The sequence below is a fragment of the Niveibacterium sp. 24ML genome, assembly GCF_026586805.1.
In the GTDB taxonomy this organism is placed as follows: Bacteria; Pseudomonadota; Gammaproteobacteria; order Burkholderiales; family Rhodocyclaceae; genus Niveibacterium.
This window is the reverse complement of record NZ_JAPFHA010000004.1, coordinates 214,825-229,171: the sequence shown is the minus strand read 5'-3', so window position 1 is coordinate 229,171 and position 14,347 is coordinate 214,825. Positions and strand designations below refer to the sequence as shown.

15 protein-coding genes are annotated in these 14,347 nt (G+C 63.8%); 6 read left to right on the top strand and 9 right to left on the bottom strand.

The window, feature by feature from the left end; all coding sequences use genetic code 11:
* Positions 1-17: 17 nt before the first annotated feature.
* Genes ispE through OPU71_RS05435 form a run of 3 tightly spaced genes read right to left on the bottom strand, consistent with a single transcriptional unit; the run spans position 18 to position 3,180 of the window.
* On the bottom strand, positions 18-884 hold the full coding sequence (ispE, locus tag OPU71_RS05445; protein ID WP_267725929.1) for a 4-(cytidine 5'-diphospho)-2-C-methyl-D-erythritol kinase: 867 nt from the start codon (positions 882-884) through the stop codon (positions 18-20).
* Entirely contained in the window at positions 881-1,384 is a 504-nt protein-coding gene (locus tag OPU71_RS05440) for an outer membrane lipoprotein LolB (protein WP_267725927.1), read from the bottom strand. The genes ispE and OPU71_RS05440 overlap by 4 nt, the downstream gene beginning before the upstream one ends.
* A gap of 59 nt (positions 1,385-1,443) precedes the next feature.
* A complete protein-coding gene (locus tag OPU71_RS05435) occupies positions 1,444-3,180 on the bottom strand; it encodes a tetratricopeptide repeat protein (RefSeq protein WP_267725925.1) in 1,737 nt (578 codons plus the stop codon).
* 91 nt (positions 3,181-3,271) lie between these two features.
* Between OPU71_RS05435 and mutM the strand changes: the two genes are divergently transcribed.
* Together mutM and OPU71_RS05425 are read left to right on the top strand one after the other, a co-directional pair.
* The gene (gene mutM, locus OPU71_RS05430; protein ID WP_267725923.1) at positions 3,272-4,084 is read left to right on the top strand and encodes a bifunctional DNA-formamidopyrimidine glycosylase/DNA-(apurinic or apyrimidinic site) lyase; all 813 of its coding nucleotides are present in this window, start codon (positions 3,272-3,274) and stop codon (positions 4,082-4,084) included.
* Between the two features lie 137 nt (positions 4,085-4,221).
* Positions 4,222-6,186, top strand: coding sequence for a dynamin family protein (locus OPU71_RS05425; RefSeq protein WP_267725921.1), 1,965 nt, complete (start codon positions 4,222-4,224; stop codon positions 6,184-6,186).
* A gap of 65 nt (positions 6,187-6,251) precedes the next feature.
* Here the strand turns inward: OPU71_RS05425 and OPU71_RS05420 are convergent, their stop codons facing one another.
* Genes OPU71_RS05420 through rsmD form a run of 3 tightly spaced genes read right to left on the bottom strand, consistent with a single transcriptional unit; the run spans position 6,252 to position 7,552 of the window.
* Positions 6,252-6,506, bottom strand: a complete 255-nt coding sequence (locus OPU71_RS05420) for a YfhL family 4Fe-4S dicluster ferredoxin (RefSeq protein ID WP_267725919.1) — start codon at positions 6,504-6,506, stop codon at positions 6,252-6,254.
* A 15-nt stretch (positions 6,507-6,521) separates the two neighbouring features.
* Complete coding sequence (coaD, locus tag OPU71_RS05415) at positions 6,522-7,016, bottom strand: pantetheine-phosphate adenylyltransferase (RefSeq protein ID WP_267725917.1); 495 nt, start codon at positions 7,014-7,016, stop codon at positions 6,522-6,524.
* Positions 7,013-7,552 (bottom strand): 16S rRNA (guanine(966)-N(2))-methyltransferase RsmD, encoded by a 540-nt coding sequence (gene rsmD / locus OPU71_RS05410; protein WP_267726009.1) that lies wholly within the window; start codon positions 7,550-7,552, stop codon positions 7,013-7,015. Before rsmD ends, coaD begins: the two co-directional genes overlap by 4 nt.
* Positions 7,553-7,721: 169 nt before the next feature.
* Between rsmD and ftsY the strand changes: the two genes are divergently transcribed.
* From ftsY to ftsX, 3 genes are read left to right on the top strand one after another with little or no spacing between them, the layout of a single operon-like run.
* Complete coding sequence (gene ftsY / locus OPU71_RS05405; RefSeq protein WP_267725915.1) at positions 7,722-8,825, top strand: signal recognition particle-docking protein FtsY; 1,104 nt, start codon at positions 7,722-7,724, stop codon at positions 8,823-8,825.
* Between the two features lie 25 nt (positions 8,826-8,850).
* Positions 8,851-9,507 (top strand): cell division ATP-binding protein FtsE, encoded by a 657-nt coding sequence (locus OPU71_RS05400; RefSeq protein ID WP_267725913.1) that lies wholly within the window; start codon positions 8,851-8,853, stop codon positions 9,505-9,507.
* On the top strand, positions 9,504-10,421 hold the full coding sequence (gene ftsX, locus OPU71_RS05395; protein ID WP_267725911.1) for a permease-like cell division protein FtsX: 918 nt from the start codon (positions 9,504-9,506) through the stop codon (positions 10,419-10,421). Before OPU71_RS05400 ends, ftsX begins: the two co-directional genes overlap by 4 nt.
* A gap of 63 nt (positions 10,422-10,484) precedes the next feature.
* On the opposite strand, the gene OPU71_RS05390 is transcribed toward ftsX, so the two are convergent.
* Together OPU71_RS05390 and OPU71_RS05385 are read right to left on the bottom strand one after the other, a co-directional pair.
* On the bottom strand, positions 10,485-11,420 hold the full coding sequence (locus OPU71_RS05390; RefSeq protein ID WP_267725909.1) for a carbohydrate kinase family protein: 936 nt from the start codon (positions 11,418-11,420) through the stop codon (positions 10,485-10,487).
* 131 nt (positions 11,421-11,551) lie between these two features.
* Positions 11,552-12,169 (bottom strand): hypothetical protein, encoded by a 618-nt coding sequence (locus OPU71_RS05385; protein ID WP_267725906.1) that lies wholly within the window; start codon positions 12,167-12,169, stop codon positions 11,552-11,554.
* A gap of 86 nt (positions 12,170-12,255) precedes the next feature.
* On the opposite strand from OPU71_RS05385, the gene OPU71_RS05380 reads away from it, so the two are divergent.
* Positions 12,256-12,669, top strand: a complete 414-nt coding sequence (locus OPU71_RS05380) for a hypothetical protein (protein WP_267725904.1) — start codon at positions 12,256-12,258, stop codon at positions 12,667-12,669.
* A 285-nt stretch (positions 12,670-12,954) separates the two neighbouring features.
* On the opposite strand, the gene OPU71_RS05375 is transcribed toward OPU71_RS05380, so the two are convergent.
* On the bottom strand, positions 12,955-14,298 hold the full coding sequence (locus OPU71_RS05375; RefSeq protein ID WP_267725902.1) for a maltoporin: 1,344 nt from the start codon (positions 14,296-14,298) through the stop codon (positions 12,955-12,957).
* Between the last annotated feature and the right edge of the window lie 49 nt (positions 14,299-14,347).

Below are 14,347 nucleotides of genomic sequence, written 5' to 3'. Positions count from 1 at the left end.
ACCTTTTACTGCTGCGCTTACCGTCCTGACCCCGCCCAATCGTGCAACGGGTGCCAATCCATCCCTTGCGCCACCCAAGCCACTGTACCGCCCGGGAGCTTCGCAAGAACTGCCTGCGCTTCGGCCTCGCTACCGCAAGCCAGAAAAACACAGGCACCAGAACCGCTCATCCGGGCATCGCCAAACACGCCGAGCATTTCAACCGCACGAGCCACCGCCGGGTAGCGGCGACAAACAACTGGCTGAAGATCGTTCCGTGTAGATGATTCCGGAAAGCTCGCAATTATGGTGGGTTCGGTATTTCTTGTCAAATCGTCTGCCGAAAAAATCTCTCCGGTCGGCACCTCAACGCCTGGCTCGACGACGACATACCAAGCCGGCACAAGATCAAGAGGCTGCATCCGCTCACCAACGCCCTCGACAAAGGCACTGCGTCCAAAGATGAAAAATGGCACATCCGCACCCAGTTCGAGCCCCCACGCTTCGAGGGTCTCGCGTTCGGCATTGATGCCCCACAACACGTTGAGCGCCAACATGACTGAAGCGGCATCAGAGCTGCCGCCGCCAAGGCCGCCGCCCATCGGCAGAGTTTTCTCCAGTTCGATCTCGACACCCAGCCGCACACCGGTCTTCTGCTGCATCAGGCGGGCCGCCCGCACGACTAGGTCCTGCTCTGCCGGCACGCCCGGCAGCTCGGAGGTCCGCAGGATCGCGCCGTCATCGCGCACGCTCAGGGTAAGCCAGTCGCTCCGATCGATCAGGCGGAAGGCGCTTTGCAGCAGGTGATAGCCGTCGGCGCGTCGCCCGACGACATGCAGGAACAAATTTACCTTGGCCGGCGCAGGCACACGTGCCACGCGCCGGCGCGCATCGACGCTCTTCACTCGACGCCTCCGCGCACCCAGGTTTCTATCTTGATTCGCACAAGTACATCCTCTCGCTTTGCTTCGATCAACGATGGTCCGTCGAGAGATACCACATCTCCGTGACCGGCGTAGCTGAGCCGCCAGCCGGCGTCGGACATCGTCAGCACGCGCCCTGCCGCATCGCGCTCAATCTGGCTCGCCGCGCCGCCCGGCTCGGCCTGAAGCCAGCCGGCGAACCGGCGCAGCGGCAAAGCGGTGCCGATCACCTGGCTGGCAAGCGCGCTATCGTCGGCGGCCTCGAACTCGCGCCCGTCACCGAGCCGCGCGCGGGCGAACCCCTGCCCCATGCTCAGCTCTGCCAGGGTTTGGCCCAGCGGCGTCTCAAGCCGGACATCGTCGGATTCACCGCGGTGCGACCAATACAGGCGCAGCACGTCCGCGCGCTCGGCCTGCCGCACGAGCACGCGCCCGCTCATGCTGAAATCGCTTTGCGCAAGCGGCGCCGGCAGCGGCGGCACACTGGTGCATGCGACAAGGCCTGCGGCGGCCAGGACTGCCGCGCTTTGACGCCACATCTTCACTGCCCGAATCGCTTGAGCACCTTGCCCAGCTCTTCGTTCTTGGGATGCGCTTGCAGTGCGTCCTGCCAGGTTTTGCGCGCCTCGTCCTGACGGCCCATCATCCAGAGCACTTCGCCGATATGCGCCGCGATTTCCGGATCCGGGCGTTCCGCGAAGGCACGCGCCAAGTGTTCGTGGGCCGCAGGCAAATCGCCTTTGCGGTAGAGCACCCAGCCCATGGAATCGAGAATGAAGGCATCGCCCGGCGCCAGTTCAAGCGCCTTGCGGATCAGTTCATAAGCTTCGGCGAGACGAATATTGCGATCGGCCAGCGAATAGCCAAGCGCGTTGTAGGCCTGTGCTTCGTCGGGCTTGAGCTTGATCAGGCGGCGCAGATCACGCTCCATCACATCCATTTTGCCCAGTCTTTCGGCAAGCAGTGCCCGGTCGTACATCAGCTCGGGGTCGTCAGGCTGTGTACGCAGCGCGGCATCGAGCAAGCCGTATGCCTCGGCCACCTGGTTCATTTCACGCAGGATCTGCGCCTCGGCCAGAAGGAAGGCATTCGCATCCTTCGGGTACGCACTGCGCAAGCGCGCCAGCTCGGCACGGGCGCCGGGCAGATCACCACTGCGCGCCTGCAGCAGCGCCGCGCGAATCCAGGCATTGTTGCGCTGCGCGCCGGCGCCGATCGAGCGGTACGAAACAATCGCTTCAGCCGTGCGCTTCTGGTCTTCCTGCAGGCTCGCGATCTGCATCTTTACCGTATCGGGGTCCGGCTTGCCCAAAGCCAGGAGCCGCTGAAACTCGGCCTCGGCCGCAGCCGGCTTGCCGGTCTGCACCAGCAGCAGAGCATAGGTGTAACCCACCTCGCCGTTATCCGGCGCTTTCTTGACCAAGGCCTCGAACTCGCTTGTCGCCAGCTCGTACTGCCGGTCGGCGGCCAGCAGCCGCGCACGCGCGAGCCGGGCGTCGAGCGCATCGGGCCGCCCCTTGATGAAGCCATCCAGAAAGGCAATCGCCTCCTTGTTGCGCCCTGCCTGCTGCATCAGCTGGGCCTTGAGCAGGGCAGCGGGCTCCCAGTCGGGCTTGATTCCGAGCGCAAGCTCAAGCTCCACCTGTGCGCCGGGCGCATCGCCGGCATTGAAGGCCGCGTGGGCGCGGGCAAAGTGCGCCTCGGGCAGCTTGAGGTAAGGCTCGGTCAGGCGATCAACGCTGCGGCGCACCTCCGCCTTGTCCGGGTAGCGCTGCAGGGTGGAATTGAGCGCCATCAACAGCGCCGCCGGCCCCTCTGCGTTGCGGGCGAGAATGCGCGCCAATTGCGGCTCCAGCTCGTCAAGCCGCCCCATGCCGCCGGCAAGCAGGCCGGCGAGCATCTGCACCGCCTGCGGGTTATCCGGCTCCAGCTCGTTCCAGAGCCGCGCCGCCTCAAGCGCTTCGGGCACCCGGCGCGCATAGAGGGAGACCTCCGCCGCCCGGCGGGCGATGCGCGGATCCCGCGTTTCGCGCGCCAGCTCAAGATAGCCCTGCGAAGCCAGCGGCAAATTACCGCGTGCGCCGGCGATCTCGGAAAGCAGGAATTGGTAAAGGATCTTCGGCGTCAGTGCGCTGGGGATTTCCGCCGGCTTGCTGGCGGCAAGCGGCTCCGAAGCGCTGGCCGCAGGCTCTTGTGCCGCGACGACCAGCGCGCCAGCAGCAAGGCCGAGTCCGAGCGCCCAACGCATGAGGGATGAGCGCCGCGCACGCGAGGACATGGGGGAAACTCCGTTCAGGTGAGACGTCATTCGGACAGTCCGAAGTAACATGGGTTCGACCGATGTTATCAGCTTGCCCGGAAGCACCACGATGCCAGAGCTCCCCGAAGTCGAGACCACCTGCCGCGGCATTGCCCCGCATGTTGAGGGCCGCACCGTCACATCGGTGATCGTGCGCGATGCGCGGATGCGGCGGCCAGTGCCGCATTCACTCGCGCTGGAACTGCCCGGCGAGCAGATCGAACGCGTTCAGCGCCGCGGCAAGTACCTGCTGCTGCAGGCGCAACGCGGCACCCTGCTGATCCACCTGGGCATGTCCGGCAACCTGCGGGTGATCGAAAGCACGGCTCCACCACGCAAGCACGATCATGTCGACATCGTGTTCGGTACGCGGGCGCTGCGCTATCACGACCCGCGCCGCTTCGGCGTGGTCGACTGGTGGATCGGCCCGATCGAGGCGCACCCGCTGGTGGCGCCGCTGGGCATCGAGCCGCTGGCGGCCGCGTTCGACGGCGCCTGGCTATACCGGGCGACGCGAGGCCGCCGCAGCGCGATCAAGCTGTTCCTGATGGATGCGCACACGATTGTCGGCGTCGGCAATATCTACGCATCCGAAAGCCTGTTCCGCGCCGGGATCCGGCCGGGCACCCAGACCGGCAGGCTATCGCTGGCGCGCTGCGAAAAACTGGTTGCAGCCGTCAAGGAGACCCTGCTCGCTGCCATCCAGGCCGGCGGCAGCACCCTGCGCGACTTTGTCGGCAGCGATGGGGCGCCGGGCTACTTTCAACATGAGGCCTACGTGTATGGCCGTGCCGGCTCGCCCTGCCGGCGCTGTGGCGGGCCGATCCGGCAAACCACGCTCGGCCAGCGCAGCACCTTCTGGTGCCCGAAGTGCCAGAACTGACAGCACGCTGAGCGCCGTTCGTCGGAGATCAGCCGCCTCGCCGCAGCGAATTTCGTTATGCTTGCCGAATTCGCCAAATTCAATCTGGACCGCATCCACGGCCTTTGCCCACGGATCTCCACCCCCCGGGAGCGGGTATGAACCTGACTGACAGTTTCTCCGAGTTTTCTGAGTGGCGCGACAGCGTCGGCCAGTCGATCACGCAGCTCAAGAGCTGGCTCATCCGCAACGAAGTGGGCGACGCACAGACGGATCTGCGCCTGAACTACCTGCTCGAACGCCTGCGCGAAGAGAAACTGACGGTGGCGTTCGTCGCCGAGTTTTCGCGCGGCAAATCCGAACTGATCAACGCCGTGTTCTTCGCCGACTACGGCGACCGCATCCTTCCCTCCTCCGCCGGCCGCACCACGATGTGCCCGACCGAGTTGCACTGGGAAGCGGGGCAGGAACCGTCGATCCGCCTGCTGCCGATCGAAACCCGCGCGCGCGGGGCTGGCGTGCAGGAATTCAAGCGCCACCCGGAAGAGTGGATCACGGTGCCGATCGACGTCAGCTCCACCGAGAGCATGCAGCGCGCGATGTCGCGAGTTGGTGAAACCAAGCGGGTCTCGCCGCCGGATGCCGTGCGGCTGGGCTTTGCGGTGGACCCACACGGCAAGAAGGGCGCTCGCATCGAAGCAGACGGCAAGGTAGAGATCGCCGCCTGGCGCCACGCGATGATCCAGTTCCCGCACCCGCTGCTCAAGCAAGGCCTGGTAGTGGTCGACACGCCGGGTCTCAATGCAATCGGTTCGGAACCCGAGCTGACGCTTTCGCTGCTACCGAACGCCCATGCGGTGCTCTTCATCCTAGCGGTAGACACCGGTGTGACGCAAAGCGATCTGGCGGTGTGGCAGGAATACATCGTCGCCGGTAAAGAGGCGCAGCGCGGTCGCGTCGTGGTACTCAACAAGATCGACAGCCTGTGGGACGGCATGCGCTCCGAGGCTCAGATCGCAAAGGAAATCCGCGGCCAGGTGAGCAGCGTCTCGCGCACGCTTTCGGTGCCGGAGAACCAGATTTTCCCGGTCTCCGCACAGAAGGCCCTGCTTGCAAAAGTGACGCGCGACCCGGAGCTGCTCGATCGCAGCCAGGTCGAGGCGCTTGAAAGCGCGCTCACCAGCGAATTGCTGCCGACGCGGCAAGAGATCGTGCGCGACAACGCGCGCGGCGAAACCGGCGAGATCATCCGCCGCACCCGCGAACTGCTCAACGCCCGCCTGCGCAGCGTGCAGGAACAGGTGCGCGAGCTCTCGGACCTGCGCGGCAAGAACCGCAGCGTCATCGAATACATGATGCGCAAGGTGCGCGCCGAGAAAAACGAATTCGAACAGGGGCTGCAGAAGTACCACGCCACACGCAGCGTGTTCACCAGCCTCTCGAACAACCTCTACGCCCACCTGGGTCTTGACGCGCTGCGCACCGAAACCCGCCGCACCCGCGAAGCGATGCTGGAAGCGAATTTCTCGCGCGGCCTGCGGGAGGCAATGGAGAGATTCTTCGATCAACTGCGCGACAACCTGCGCAAGTCGGCCGACGAAGTGGGCGAGATCCAGCGCATGCTCGACACGATGTACAAGAAGTTCGCCGTCGAGCACGGCCTCAAGCTCGCTTCGCCAACCGGTTTCTCGACCTTGCGTTACGAAAAGGAAATCGAGCGCCTGCGCGCCGCCTTCAACCAGCAACTGAACACCGTCGGCGCGATGGTGCTGCACCGCAAGGGCACCGTGACGCAGCGTTTCTTCGACACGATCGCGCTAGAAGCGCGCCGCACCTTCGAGATGGCCAACCGCGATGTCGACCAGTGGCTGCGCGCGGTGATGAGCCCGCTCGAAACCCAGGTCCGCGAGTACCAGATCCAGCTCAAGCGCCGTCTTGAAAGCGTCAAGCGCATCCACGAAGCGACCGGCACGCTTGAAGAGCGGATCGCCGAGCTCGATCAGTCGGAACGCGCCGCGCTGCAACAACTGGCCGAACTGTCGCGCATCGAGCGTGGCATCGCCGGCGCGATCGGCATCGTCGGCGAACTGGCGCCAGCGGAAGCCCCGGCACGCGCAGCCTGATTCGGACTTGCCAAAAAAAGGGGCGACCGCGGTCGCCCCTTTTTTGTTGCTGATCGCCGCAGCGATCAGGCTTTCTGTGCGGTCAGCTTGAGGAACTTGTCCATCAACTGATCCTTCGACTCCACATGCTCCGGGCTCAGCGGAATGCAATCCACCGGGCAAACCTGCTGGCACTGCGGCTCATCGTAGTGGCCGACGCACTCGGTGCACTTGTTCGGGTCGATCTCGTAAATCTCGGCACCTTGCGAAATCGCGTTGTTCGGGCACTCGGGCTCGCACACGTCGCAGTTGATGCATTCGTCGGTAATCATCAAAGCCATATCGCTACCTCTTCCTCATCCTCTCAGGGCATTGATCTTTTCGCTCAGCCGCGCCTGCACGGCCGGATGAACAAATTTGCTGACGTCGCCACCGAGCAGTGCAATCTCGCGCACCATCGTGGCAGACAGGAACATGAACTCGTCGGCCGGCGTCAGGAACACGTATTCGACCTCCGGATAGAGCCGTCGGTTCATGCCGGCCATCTGGAATTCGTACTCGAAGTCGGACACCGCGCGCAGGCCGCGCAGCACGATGCGCGCATCCTGCTTCTTCAGGAAGTCGAGCAAAAGGCCAGAGAAGCCGGCAACCTCGACGTTGGGGTATCCAACCAGCACTTCCCGCGCGATCTCGACACGCTCTTCAAGCTCGAAGATCGGGCGTTTCCCGCGGCTGTCGGCCACCGCGACGATGACGCGTTCGAACATGCGCGAAGCGCGCCGCACCAGATCTTCATGGCCACCGGTGAGGGGGTCGAAGGTCCCCGGGTAGACCGCTACGCGCTCCCTCATGCGGCGCCTCCTTGAAGCAGTTGATAGTAAACCTGGCCGGCCTTGCCGGCCTTGATGGCCCGCAAGCCCCCCAACGACGTCACGGGCGCCTCGGCCTCGACATAAACCAAGCCTTCGTCATTGAGCACCCGTTCGATCACGGGCGCGAGCTTTTCCAGCCATTGCTGGCGAAAAGGCGGATCGACAAACACCAGGTCGTAGCGCCGCGGGCTGTTTTCAATGAAGCGCAAGGCATCGCCCCGCTGGCACTGCATCGCGCTGCCGCCCAGCAGCCTGGCGTTTTGCTGCAGAACAGCAAATGCAGTGGCATTCTGCTCCACAAAGCACACCTGTTCAGCCCCGCGCGAGGCGGCTTCAAAGCCCAGCGCCCCACTGCCGGCAAACAGGTCGAGGCAGGACCAGCCTTCCATGTCCTGCCCCAGCCAGTTGAAGAGCGTTTCGCGGACACGGTCGGGCGTCGGCCGCAAACCAGGCACTTCAGCCACCCCGAGGCGACGTGAACGCCATTGCCCGCCAATGATTCGAAGCTGGCTCATCGGGCGGATCCGCGGGGAACTGGCGTAAAGCGTAAGGGGGGCATCTGCTAGACTTGTGGGTTGAAAATTCCTGCCGTTGCAGCCTCTGCAGGGCTGCTGCGGGCGCAGCATATTAGCGGCACACGGGCGCGGGCGCCACCCGCACGCGCCAGCAAGGACAGATCCTGCCATGTTCGATTTCTTCAAGAAGAAGCCCGCAAGCGATACGGCGGCCCCTGTATCGGCCGAGAATCCGGCGCCGCTCACGCCCGCACCCGCCACCACGCCGCCCCCCGTGCCTGCCACGCCAGCACCGGCACCCGGCGCCGAGCCCGAAAAATCGTGGGCCAGCCGGCTGCGTGAAGGCCTCTCGAAGACCCGCGCGAAGCTCAACGCCGCCGTCGGCCCCACACTGGGAGCCGACGTTGGCGACGTGATGTCCGACCTGTTCTCGCGCCGCAAGATCGACGACGAACTGCTCGACGAGATCGAAACAACGCTGCTGACCGCCGATTGCGGCGTGCAGGCCACGCAGTACCTGATCGACGAGATGCGCAAGCGCTGGAAGCGCGACAAGCTCGAAACCGGCGACCAGCTCAAAGGCGTGCTGATGGAGCTGCTCGAAGGCCTGCTCAAACCGCTTGAGCAGGCGCTCGACATCAACACCCACAAACCCACGATCATCATGCTTGCCGGCGTGAATGGCTCGGGCAAGACCACCTCGATCGGCAAGCTCGCCAAGCGCTTCCAGAGCCAGGGCAAGAGCGTGATCCTCGCCGCCGGCGACACCTTCCGCGCCGCCGCGCGCGAGCAGTTGCAGGAGTGGGGCCGGCGCAACGACGTGACGGTGATTGCGCAAGACGGCGGCGACCCTGCCGCGGTGATCTTCGACGCGATCAGCGCGGCCCGCGCCCGCGGCATCGACATCGTGCTGGCCGACACCGCCGGCCGCCTGCCGACCCAGCTGCACCTGATGGAAGAAATCGCCAAGGTACGCCGCGTGATCCAGAAGGCCGACCCGAGCGGGCCACACGAAGTCCTGCTGGTGCTTGATTCGAACATTGGCCAGAACGCGCTCGCCCAGCTTGCCGCCTTCGACAAGGCGGTTGGCGTCACCGGACTGGTCGTCACCAAGCTAGACGGCACCGCCAAGGGCGGCGTGCTGGCCGCGATTGCGCGCACCAACCCGAAGCCGATCCGTTACATCGGCGTCGGCGAGGGCATCGACGACCTGCAGCCCTTCGTCGCACGCGAGTTTGTCGACGCCCTGTTCGACGCCGCACCGTCCAACTGATCGACTGGCCCGAGGAGGCTGCCGCGTGATCCAGTTCGATAAGGTTTCGAAGCGCTACCCCGGTGGCTACGAAGCACTGGTAAACGTGACGCTGCGCATCGAGCGCGGCGAACTCGTCGTGCTGCGCGGCCATTCCGGCGCCGGCAAGAGCACCTTGCTCAAGCTGCTGCCGGTGCTCGAACGCCCCACCAGCGGCCGCGTGCTGATCAGCGACCAGGATGTCAGCCGCCTGCCGCAAAGCGCGATCCCCTATCTGCGGCGCAGCCTCGGCCTGGTCACGCAAGACAGCCGCCTGCTCTACGACCGCAACGTCTACGACAACGTGATCCTGCCGCTCATCCTTGCCGACATGCCGGCGCGCGATGCCAAGGCGCGGGTGCGCGCAGCGCTCGAACGCGTCGGGCTCGCCGAGCACGAACGTTCGATGCCGATTTCGCTATCGGGCGGCGAGCAACAACGGGTGGCGATCGCCCGCGCGATCGTCAATCGCCCCAGCATCCTCATCGCCGACGAGCCCACCGCCAACCTCGACGCCGCTTACGCGCAGGACATTGCAAACCTGTTCCGCGATTACAACGAAGCGGGCGTGACGATGATCATCGCGACCCACGACGAACGCCTGTTCGCCGACCGCGCGCCGCGCCGCATCGAACTTTCAAAAGGAAGGCTGGTGACCGAATGACCCGCTGGCTTGCCTTGCATGGATTGGCCTTGACCCGCTCGGTGCAGCGGCTGGCGCACACACCGCTGGGCACCGTGCTCTCGGTGCTGGTGGTGGCGATTGCGCTGGTGCTGCCCGCGCTGGGCTATGTGCTGGCCGACAGTGTTGCGCGTCTCGCGCAGGGGCTTTCGGGCCGCCCGGAAATCAGCCTGTTCATGGCCGTTGGCGCCGACAAGGCACAGGTGGCGGCCGTCGAAAAGGCGCTGCGGGCCGAGGACGCGGTTGCCGGCCTGCGCTTCGTGGCGCGCGAGGACGCCCTCAAGCAACTGGCCAGCGGCGCCGGCCTGGGCGAACTGGCACAAACCCTCGGTGAGAACCCGTTGCCAGACGCCTTCATCGTCACCCCGCGCAGCGATGCGCCGGCCGAATTCGAACGCCTCAGCAGCGCCTTCCGCAACTTGCCCGGCGTCGCCCATGTGCAACTGGATACCGCATGGGTCCAGCGCCTGGCGGCCGTCGTGAGCCTGGTGCACACCGCGGTCGGCGCGCTCGCCGGCCTGCTCGGCGCCGCATTGGTGATCGTTACCTTCAATACGATCCGCCTGCAGATCCTCACGCAGCGGCATGAAATCGGCGTGAGCCTGCTGCTTGGCGCCACCCAGCAATGGGTGCGGCGGCCCTTCCTGTGGTTTGGTGCGCTGCAAGGCGCGCTGGGCGGGCTCACCGCCTGGGGGCTGCTGCTCGGCATCCTCGCCCTGATGCGCGGCCCCGCCACGCAACTGGCCGAGTCCTACGGCATCCCGCTCGAACTGAGCGGGCCCGATCTGCTGGGCGTACTCGCCCTGATCGGCTTCGCCGCCCTGCTCGGCTGGCTCGGCGCAGCGCTATCGGTACGCCGGCACCTGCATGCGGCAGGCGAGCGCGGCGACGGCTGATCGACGCCCCCTCCGGCCCGATTCATCAGCCCGGCACCCGATGACACAGGCGCCGGGCCTCCATCAGAACGGCCGCTCGCCGTAAGTGGCCGCGTAGCGCGCGGCGATCTCGTCGCGGCTCGGGGCGTAATTCTGCGGGCCGCGCACCTCGATCTTGAACGCCCCCATCACGCTGGCGAGGCGACAAGCCTTTTCCAGCGACCAGCCGTTGCGCAGGCCGTACAGCAAGCCGCCGCGGTAGGCATCGCCGCAACCGGTGGGGTCGGCAATCTGCGTTACCGGCACCACCGGCACCACGGTTTCGCGGCCCTCGGCGTAAATGGTCGAGCCCTCGGCGCCGCGCGTCACCACCAAGCCCTGCACCTTGGCTGCAATCTGCGGCAGCGTCAGGCCGGTGCGCTCGCACAGCAGGTGGGCTTCGTAGTCATTCACGGTGCACCAGGTTGCCCAGTCGAGGAACTGAACGAAATCCTCGCCGGAGAACAGCGGCATCGCCTGACCCGGATCGAACACGAAGGGGATGCCGGCCGCGTGGAAGTCGCGCGCGTGCTGCAACATGCCGTCACGCCCGTCCGGCCCAACGATGCCCAGCTTCACGCCCTGCGCATCCGCCACATGGTTTTCGTGCGACCAGCTCATCGCGCCGGGGTGGAAGGCGGTGATCTGGTTATCGTCCAGATCGGTGGTGATGAAGGCTTGCGCGGTGTAGGCACCGGCAATTTCACGCACATGCGTGTCAGGTATATCCAGATCGGCCAGACGCATGCGGTAGGGCGCCGCGTCCTGCCCGGCGGTCGCCATGATCAGCGGCGCACCGCCCAGCAGCTTGAGCGCGTAGGCGATGTTGCCCGCGCAACCGCCGAACTCGCGGCGCATGTCCGGCACCAGAAAGGACACGTTCAGGATGTGGATCTGCTCGGGCAGGATGTGTTTCTTGAAATGGTCCTGAAAGACCATGATCGTGTCGTAGGCGATCGACCCGCAGATAAGAACGGACATGTTGGCTCCAAACGTGTGAAGCCGCGATTCTATGCCGGACGGTGCAGCAGATTGACCGACGAGCCGCCCTGCCGACAAACAAAAAGGCCGGGGCGCCCCGGCCTCTTTCGAACGCAAACCGTGCCTGCGGATCAGAAACCCCAGACGATGTTCACGCCACCGTAGTTGGCCTTGACCTTGTTCTCGTTGGACAGGTCGTAACGCAGGCTGCCCACCTTCAGGGTTTCGGGTTCATATTCCTCGATGCCGACACGCCCATTGACCCAGCCTTGCTTGGCGAAACGGTAGCCCGCCTCAAACACATAACCCAGAGCATTGGAAAACTCGATCGTTTCCGTCGCCAGCCCATCGCGCTTGAACTCCGCGCTGACGCTGTTCACAAAGCGCAGGCCCGCGCCAAAGCGCCATTTGCTGACCCCGTTGTAGTAGCCCATCACCTCGACCGGCACACGCGAAAACGAGGCGTGGCCGTTGTCGGCACTGGCGTCATCGACGTGGTAGTTCAGGGTCGCCTGTACCGACATCGGCATATCGGCTGGCGCCCACAGCAGACCAGCACCAATGTTCACCAGATTGCCCGCCCGCAGTTCGGTCGAGGTGCCATTGGTGTACTCGATCGTAGCGATCTCGTCACCGCCAAAGGTCAAGCCGCCGGTCAGCGCGAAATACACCGAGCGGCCTTCGTCGGCCTGGGCACTCAGGGAGCAAAAACAGGCCGCCACCGCGGCCAACAACATCTTCTTGTTCATCTTGATTCGGGTCGTTGTGCTTGCGAACAATCGCGGCAAGCGGCGCGAACACTCAACCAGCTTGGCGAGGGCGGGCGGATTGTGCCGTGCAGGTCACGCCTCTGGCACCCGACTCCATCACGCCATGGAATCGCATTACGCCGCAATTGATCTCGTGCAAACATCATCATCACCAGAGACAGGCTTGGCGGCGTCAAATAGCCCTGACTGCGGGCCAACTGGGTGGCTTGGCGCTCCGACGCAAAAGCGAAGGGCTGGGCGCAGCAGTCAGGCATGACAAGGTGCTAGGTGGAGCCATGTCAAATGTGTGGCCTGACGCGGGACTTCTCGGCTACGGCTCGAGCAAGAATGTGTTTCTTGAACTGGTGTTGAAAGATCAGGATCGTTTCGTAAGCGATCGACCCGCAGATGAGAATCGACAAGACAGCTTTGGCTTTGGCTTTGGCTTTGGCTTTGGCGAAGACGCGAATCTGCGCGCGCAATTCGGCTATTGCCAATAAGTGCTCGTTTCGGAACGGTCCTGACATTGCGCCTGCGATTGGTTTCTGGAGCGTCGCAACGACCGGATGATCAGAACGATCAGCGCCGGCACCCACGCGGGATGCGCTGAAGCAGCCTGTATTGATCTGCTTCAGCGCAGACGGGAGTGTTCGCGGCAGGGACAGGAGAGGGGTTGCCCTTGCCGTTTGAAACCCTTCGGGACGATCGAACTTACCGAAGGGCACGCTTCCGTCAGTCGGGCTGCAAACTGTGTGGTGTCACAGCCCGGCTTCCTGTGTCATCCCTTACCACCACGCCTCAAACTGCATGCCGTAACTGGCGCCGTTGGTCGTGTCGTCAAAGCCCTGCGCTTTGACATTGCAATCGCGGCCGGTACAGGTCACGTTGCTGCCTTTCAGTGCGTCATTCCATTTGGCGTAGGTGTAGTAGGCCCGAATAGCCGGACGCGACCAGAAGCTCTTGCCTGCGGTGATCTGGGCGGCCACGGTCAGCTTGTCGAGCTTGCGAGTTTCAGCCCCGTTACCAGGCTTCACTTCAATGTGGCCCAACTCGCCGCCGACCGAGTACAGATCGTTGAAGTGGTACCACGGCCGCACGCCAATCGTGAATTGCTTAGCCGTCGGCCCATCGCCATTTTTGTCGCTCTGATAGCCAATCACTGCCGAACCATTAAACGGCCCGCTATCGAAGACCATCTGATCCATAACCTGAAAGCCCTCGTACTTCAACGTGTCATCGGCGTACCACTTGGTACCGTGGTTGAGATTGGAGCCGTCTTTTGCAAAGCTTGCATGGATGCGGTTGAAACCACCCAGAACACCGATCGTATGCTGGGCCGTAAAGGCATACCCCCCCTTGCCCTTCACGTCTTCGCGGTTGTTCGGACTGGCAATATTGAGTATCGCGTCAATCGATCCATAGCTTCCCAAGGCAATACCTTCGAGCCGCAGGTCATGGTTTGTCATGCTCTTGTTCCCGCCCGCCGAATAGTTCGGGAAGAAGTCGTTAAGCGGCGGATCGTTGTAGTCAAGGTCGCCGCCCGTGCGCATATAGGCATATGAAAATTTGCCAACGCCGCCAATGTCAATTCCTTCAATACCTGCGCCCGGCCCAGCGACTTCGACGTACCAGAAATCGAGCATATCGACATTCTGGCGTTTGTAGTAGCGTTTGCCCGCCCACAGACTTGCATTGCTCAACGGCCCTGCTCCCACATTCGTCGCTTCGGCCCAGACTTGTCGCCAAGCCGGCGCGCTTTGCTCCCAATCATTCAGTTGCTGCGTGCCCGCGACGATCATCGTATGCAGCTTAAAGACGGAATCCCCCTTTTCCGCGAGATTGGCGTCAAAGGCGAGTTCCATGTAGGTATCGCACTCATTGCCCAGTCGATAGGCTCCCATTGACCCGACGTTCTTGAAACAAACAAGGCTGCCACCCTCGGTGGACGCGCCAACACCGGAACGCGCATACCCATGGAAATCCACTGTCGCAGCTTGCGTTGTCGCAGCAAATGAAGCCAATGCCAAAGCTACCGCGGCTGGAGTGATACCGATCTTGAACTGCATACTTACCTCTTTCTGTGTTTTGTTGATGGAAACAGAGGTCGGATGCGTAATTTGGCGGGTCACTCTTCTGTAGCCATTCCGTCGGCCAACGCTTTCGCAGGCAGCGCGGTTC

Bases quoted from the DNA above. Each gene is read 5' to 3' on its own strand.
- OPU71_RS05420 (WP_267725919.1), bottom strand. From the start codon at position 6,506: ATGGCTTTGATGATTACCGACGAATGCATCAACTGCGACGTGTGCGAG.
- coaD (WP_267725917.1), bottom strand. From the start codon at position 7,016: ATGAGGGAGCGCGTAGCGGTCTACCCGGGGACCTTCGACCCCCTCACC.
- rsmD (WP_267726009.1), bottom strand. From the start codon at position 7,552: ATGAGCCAGCTTCGAATCATTGGCGGGCAATGGCGTTCACGTCGCCTC.
- OPU71_RS05425 (WP_267725921.1), top strand. From the start codon at position 4,222: ATGAACCTGACTGACAGTTTCTCCGAGTTTTCTGAGTGGCGCGACAGC.
- OPU71_RS05435 (WP_267725925.1), bottom strand. From the start codon at position 3,180: ATGTCCTCGCGTGCGCGGCGCTCATCCCTCATGCGTTGGGCGCTCGGA.
- OPU71_RS05390 (WP_267725909.1), bottom strand. From the start codon at position 11,420: ATGTCCGTTCTTATCTGCGGGTCGATCGCCTACGACACGATCATGGTC.
- ftsX (WP_267725911.1), top strand. From the start codon at position 9,504: ATGACCCGCTGGCTTGCCTTGCATGGATTGGCCTTGACCCGCTCGGTG.
- ftsY (WP_267725915.1), top strand. From the start codon at position 7,722: ATGTTCGATTTCTTCAAGAAGAAGCCCGCAAGCGATACGGCGGCCCCT.
- mutM (WP_267725923.1), top strand. From the start codon at position 3,272: ATGCCAGAGCTCCCCGAAGTCGAGACCACCTGCCGCGGCATTGCCCCG.
- OPU71_RS05385 (WP_267725906.1), bottom strand. From the start codon at position 12,169: ATGAACAAGAAGATGTTGTTGGCCGCGGTGGCGGCCTGTTTTTGCTCC.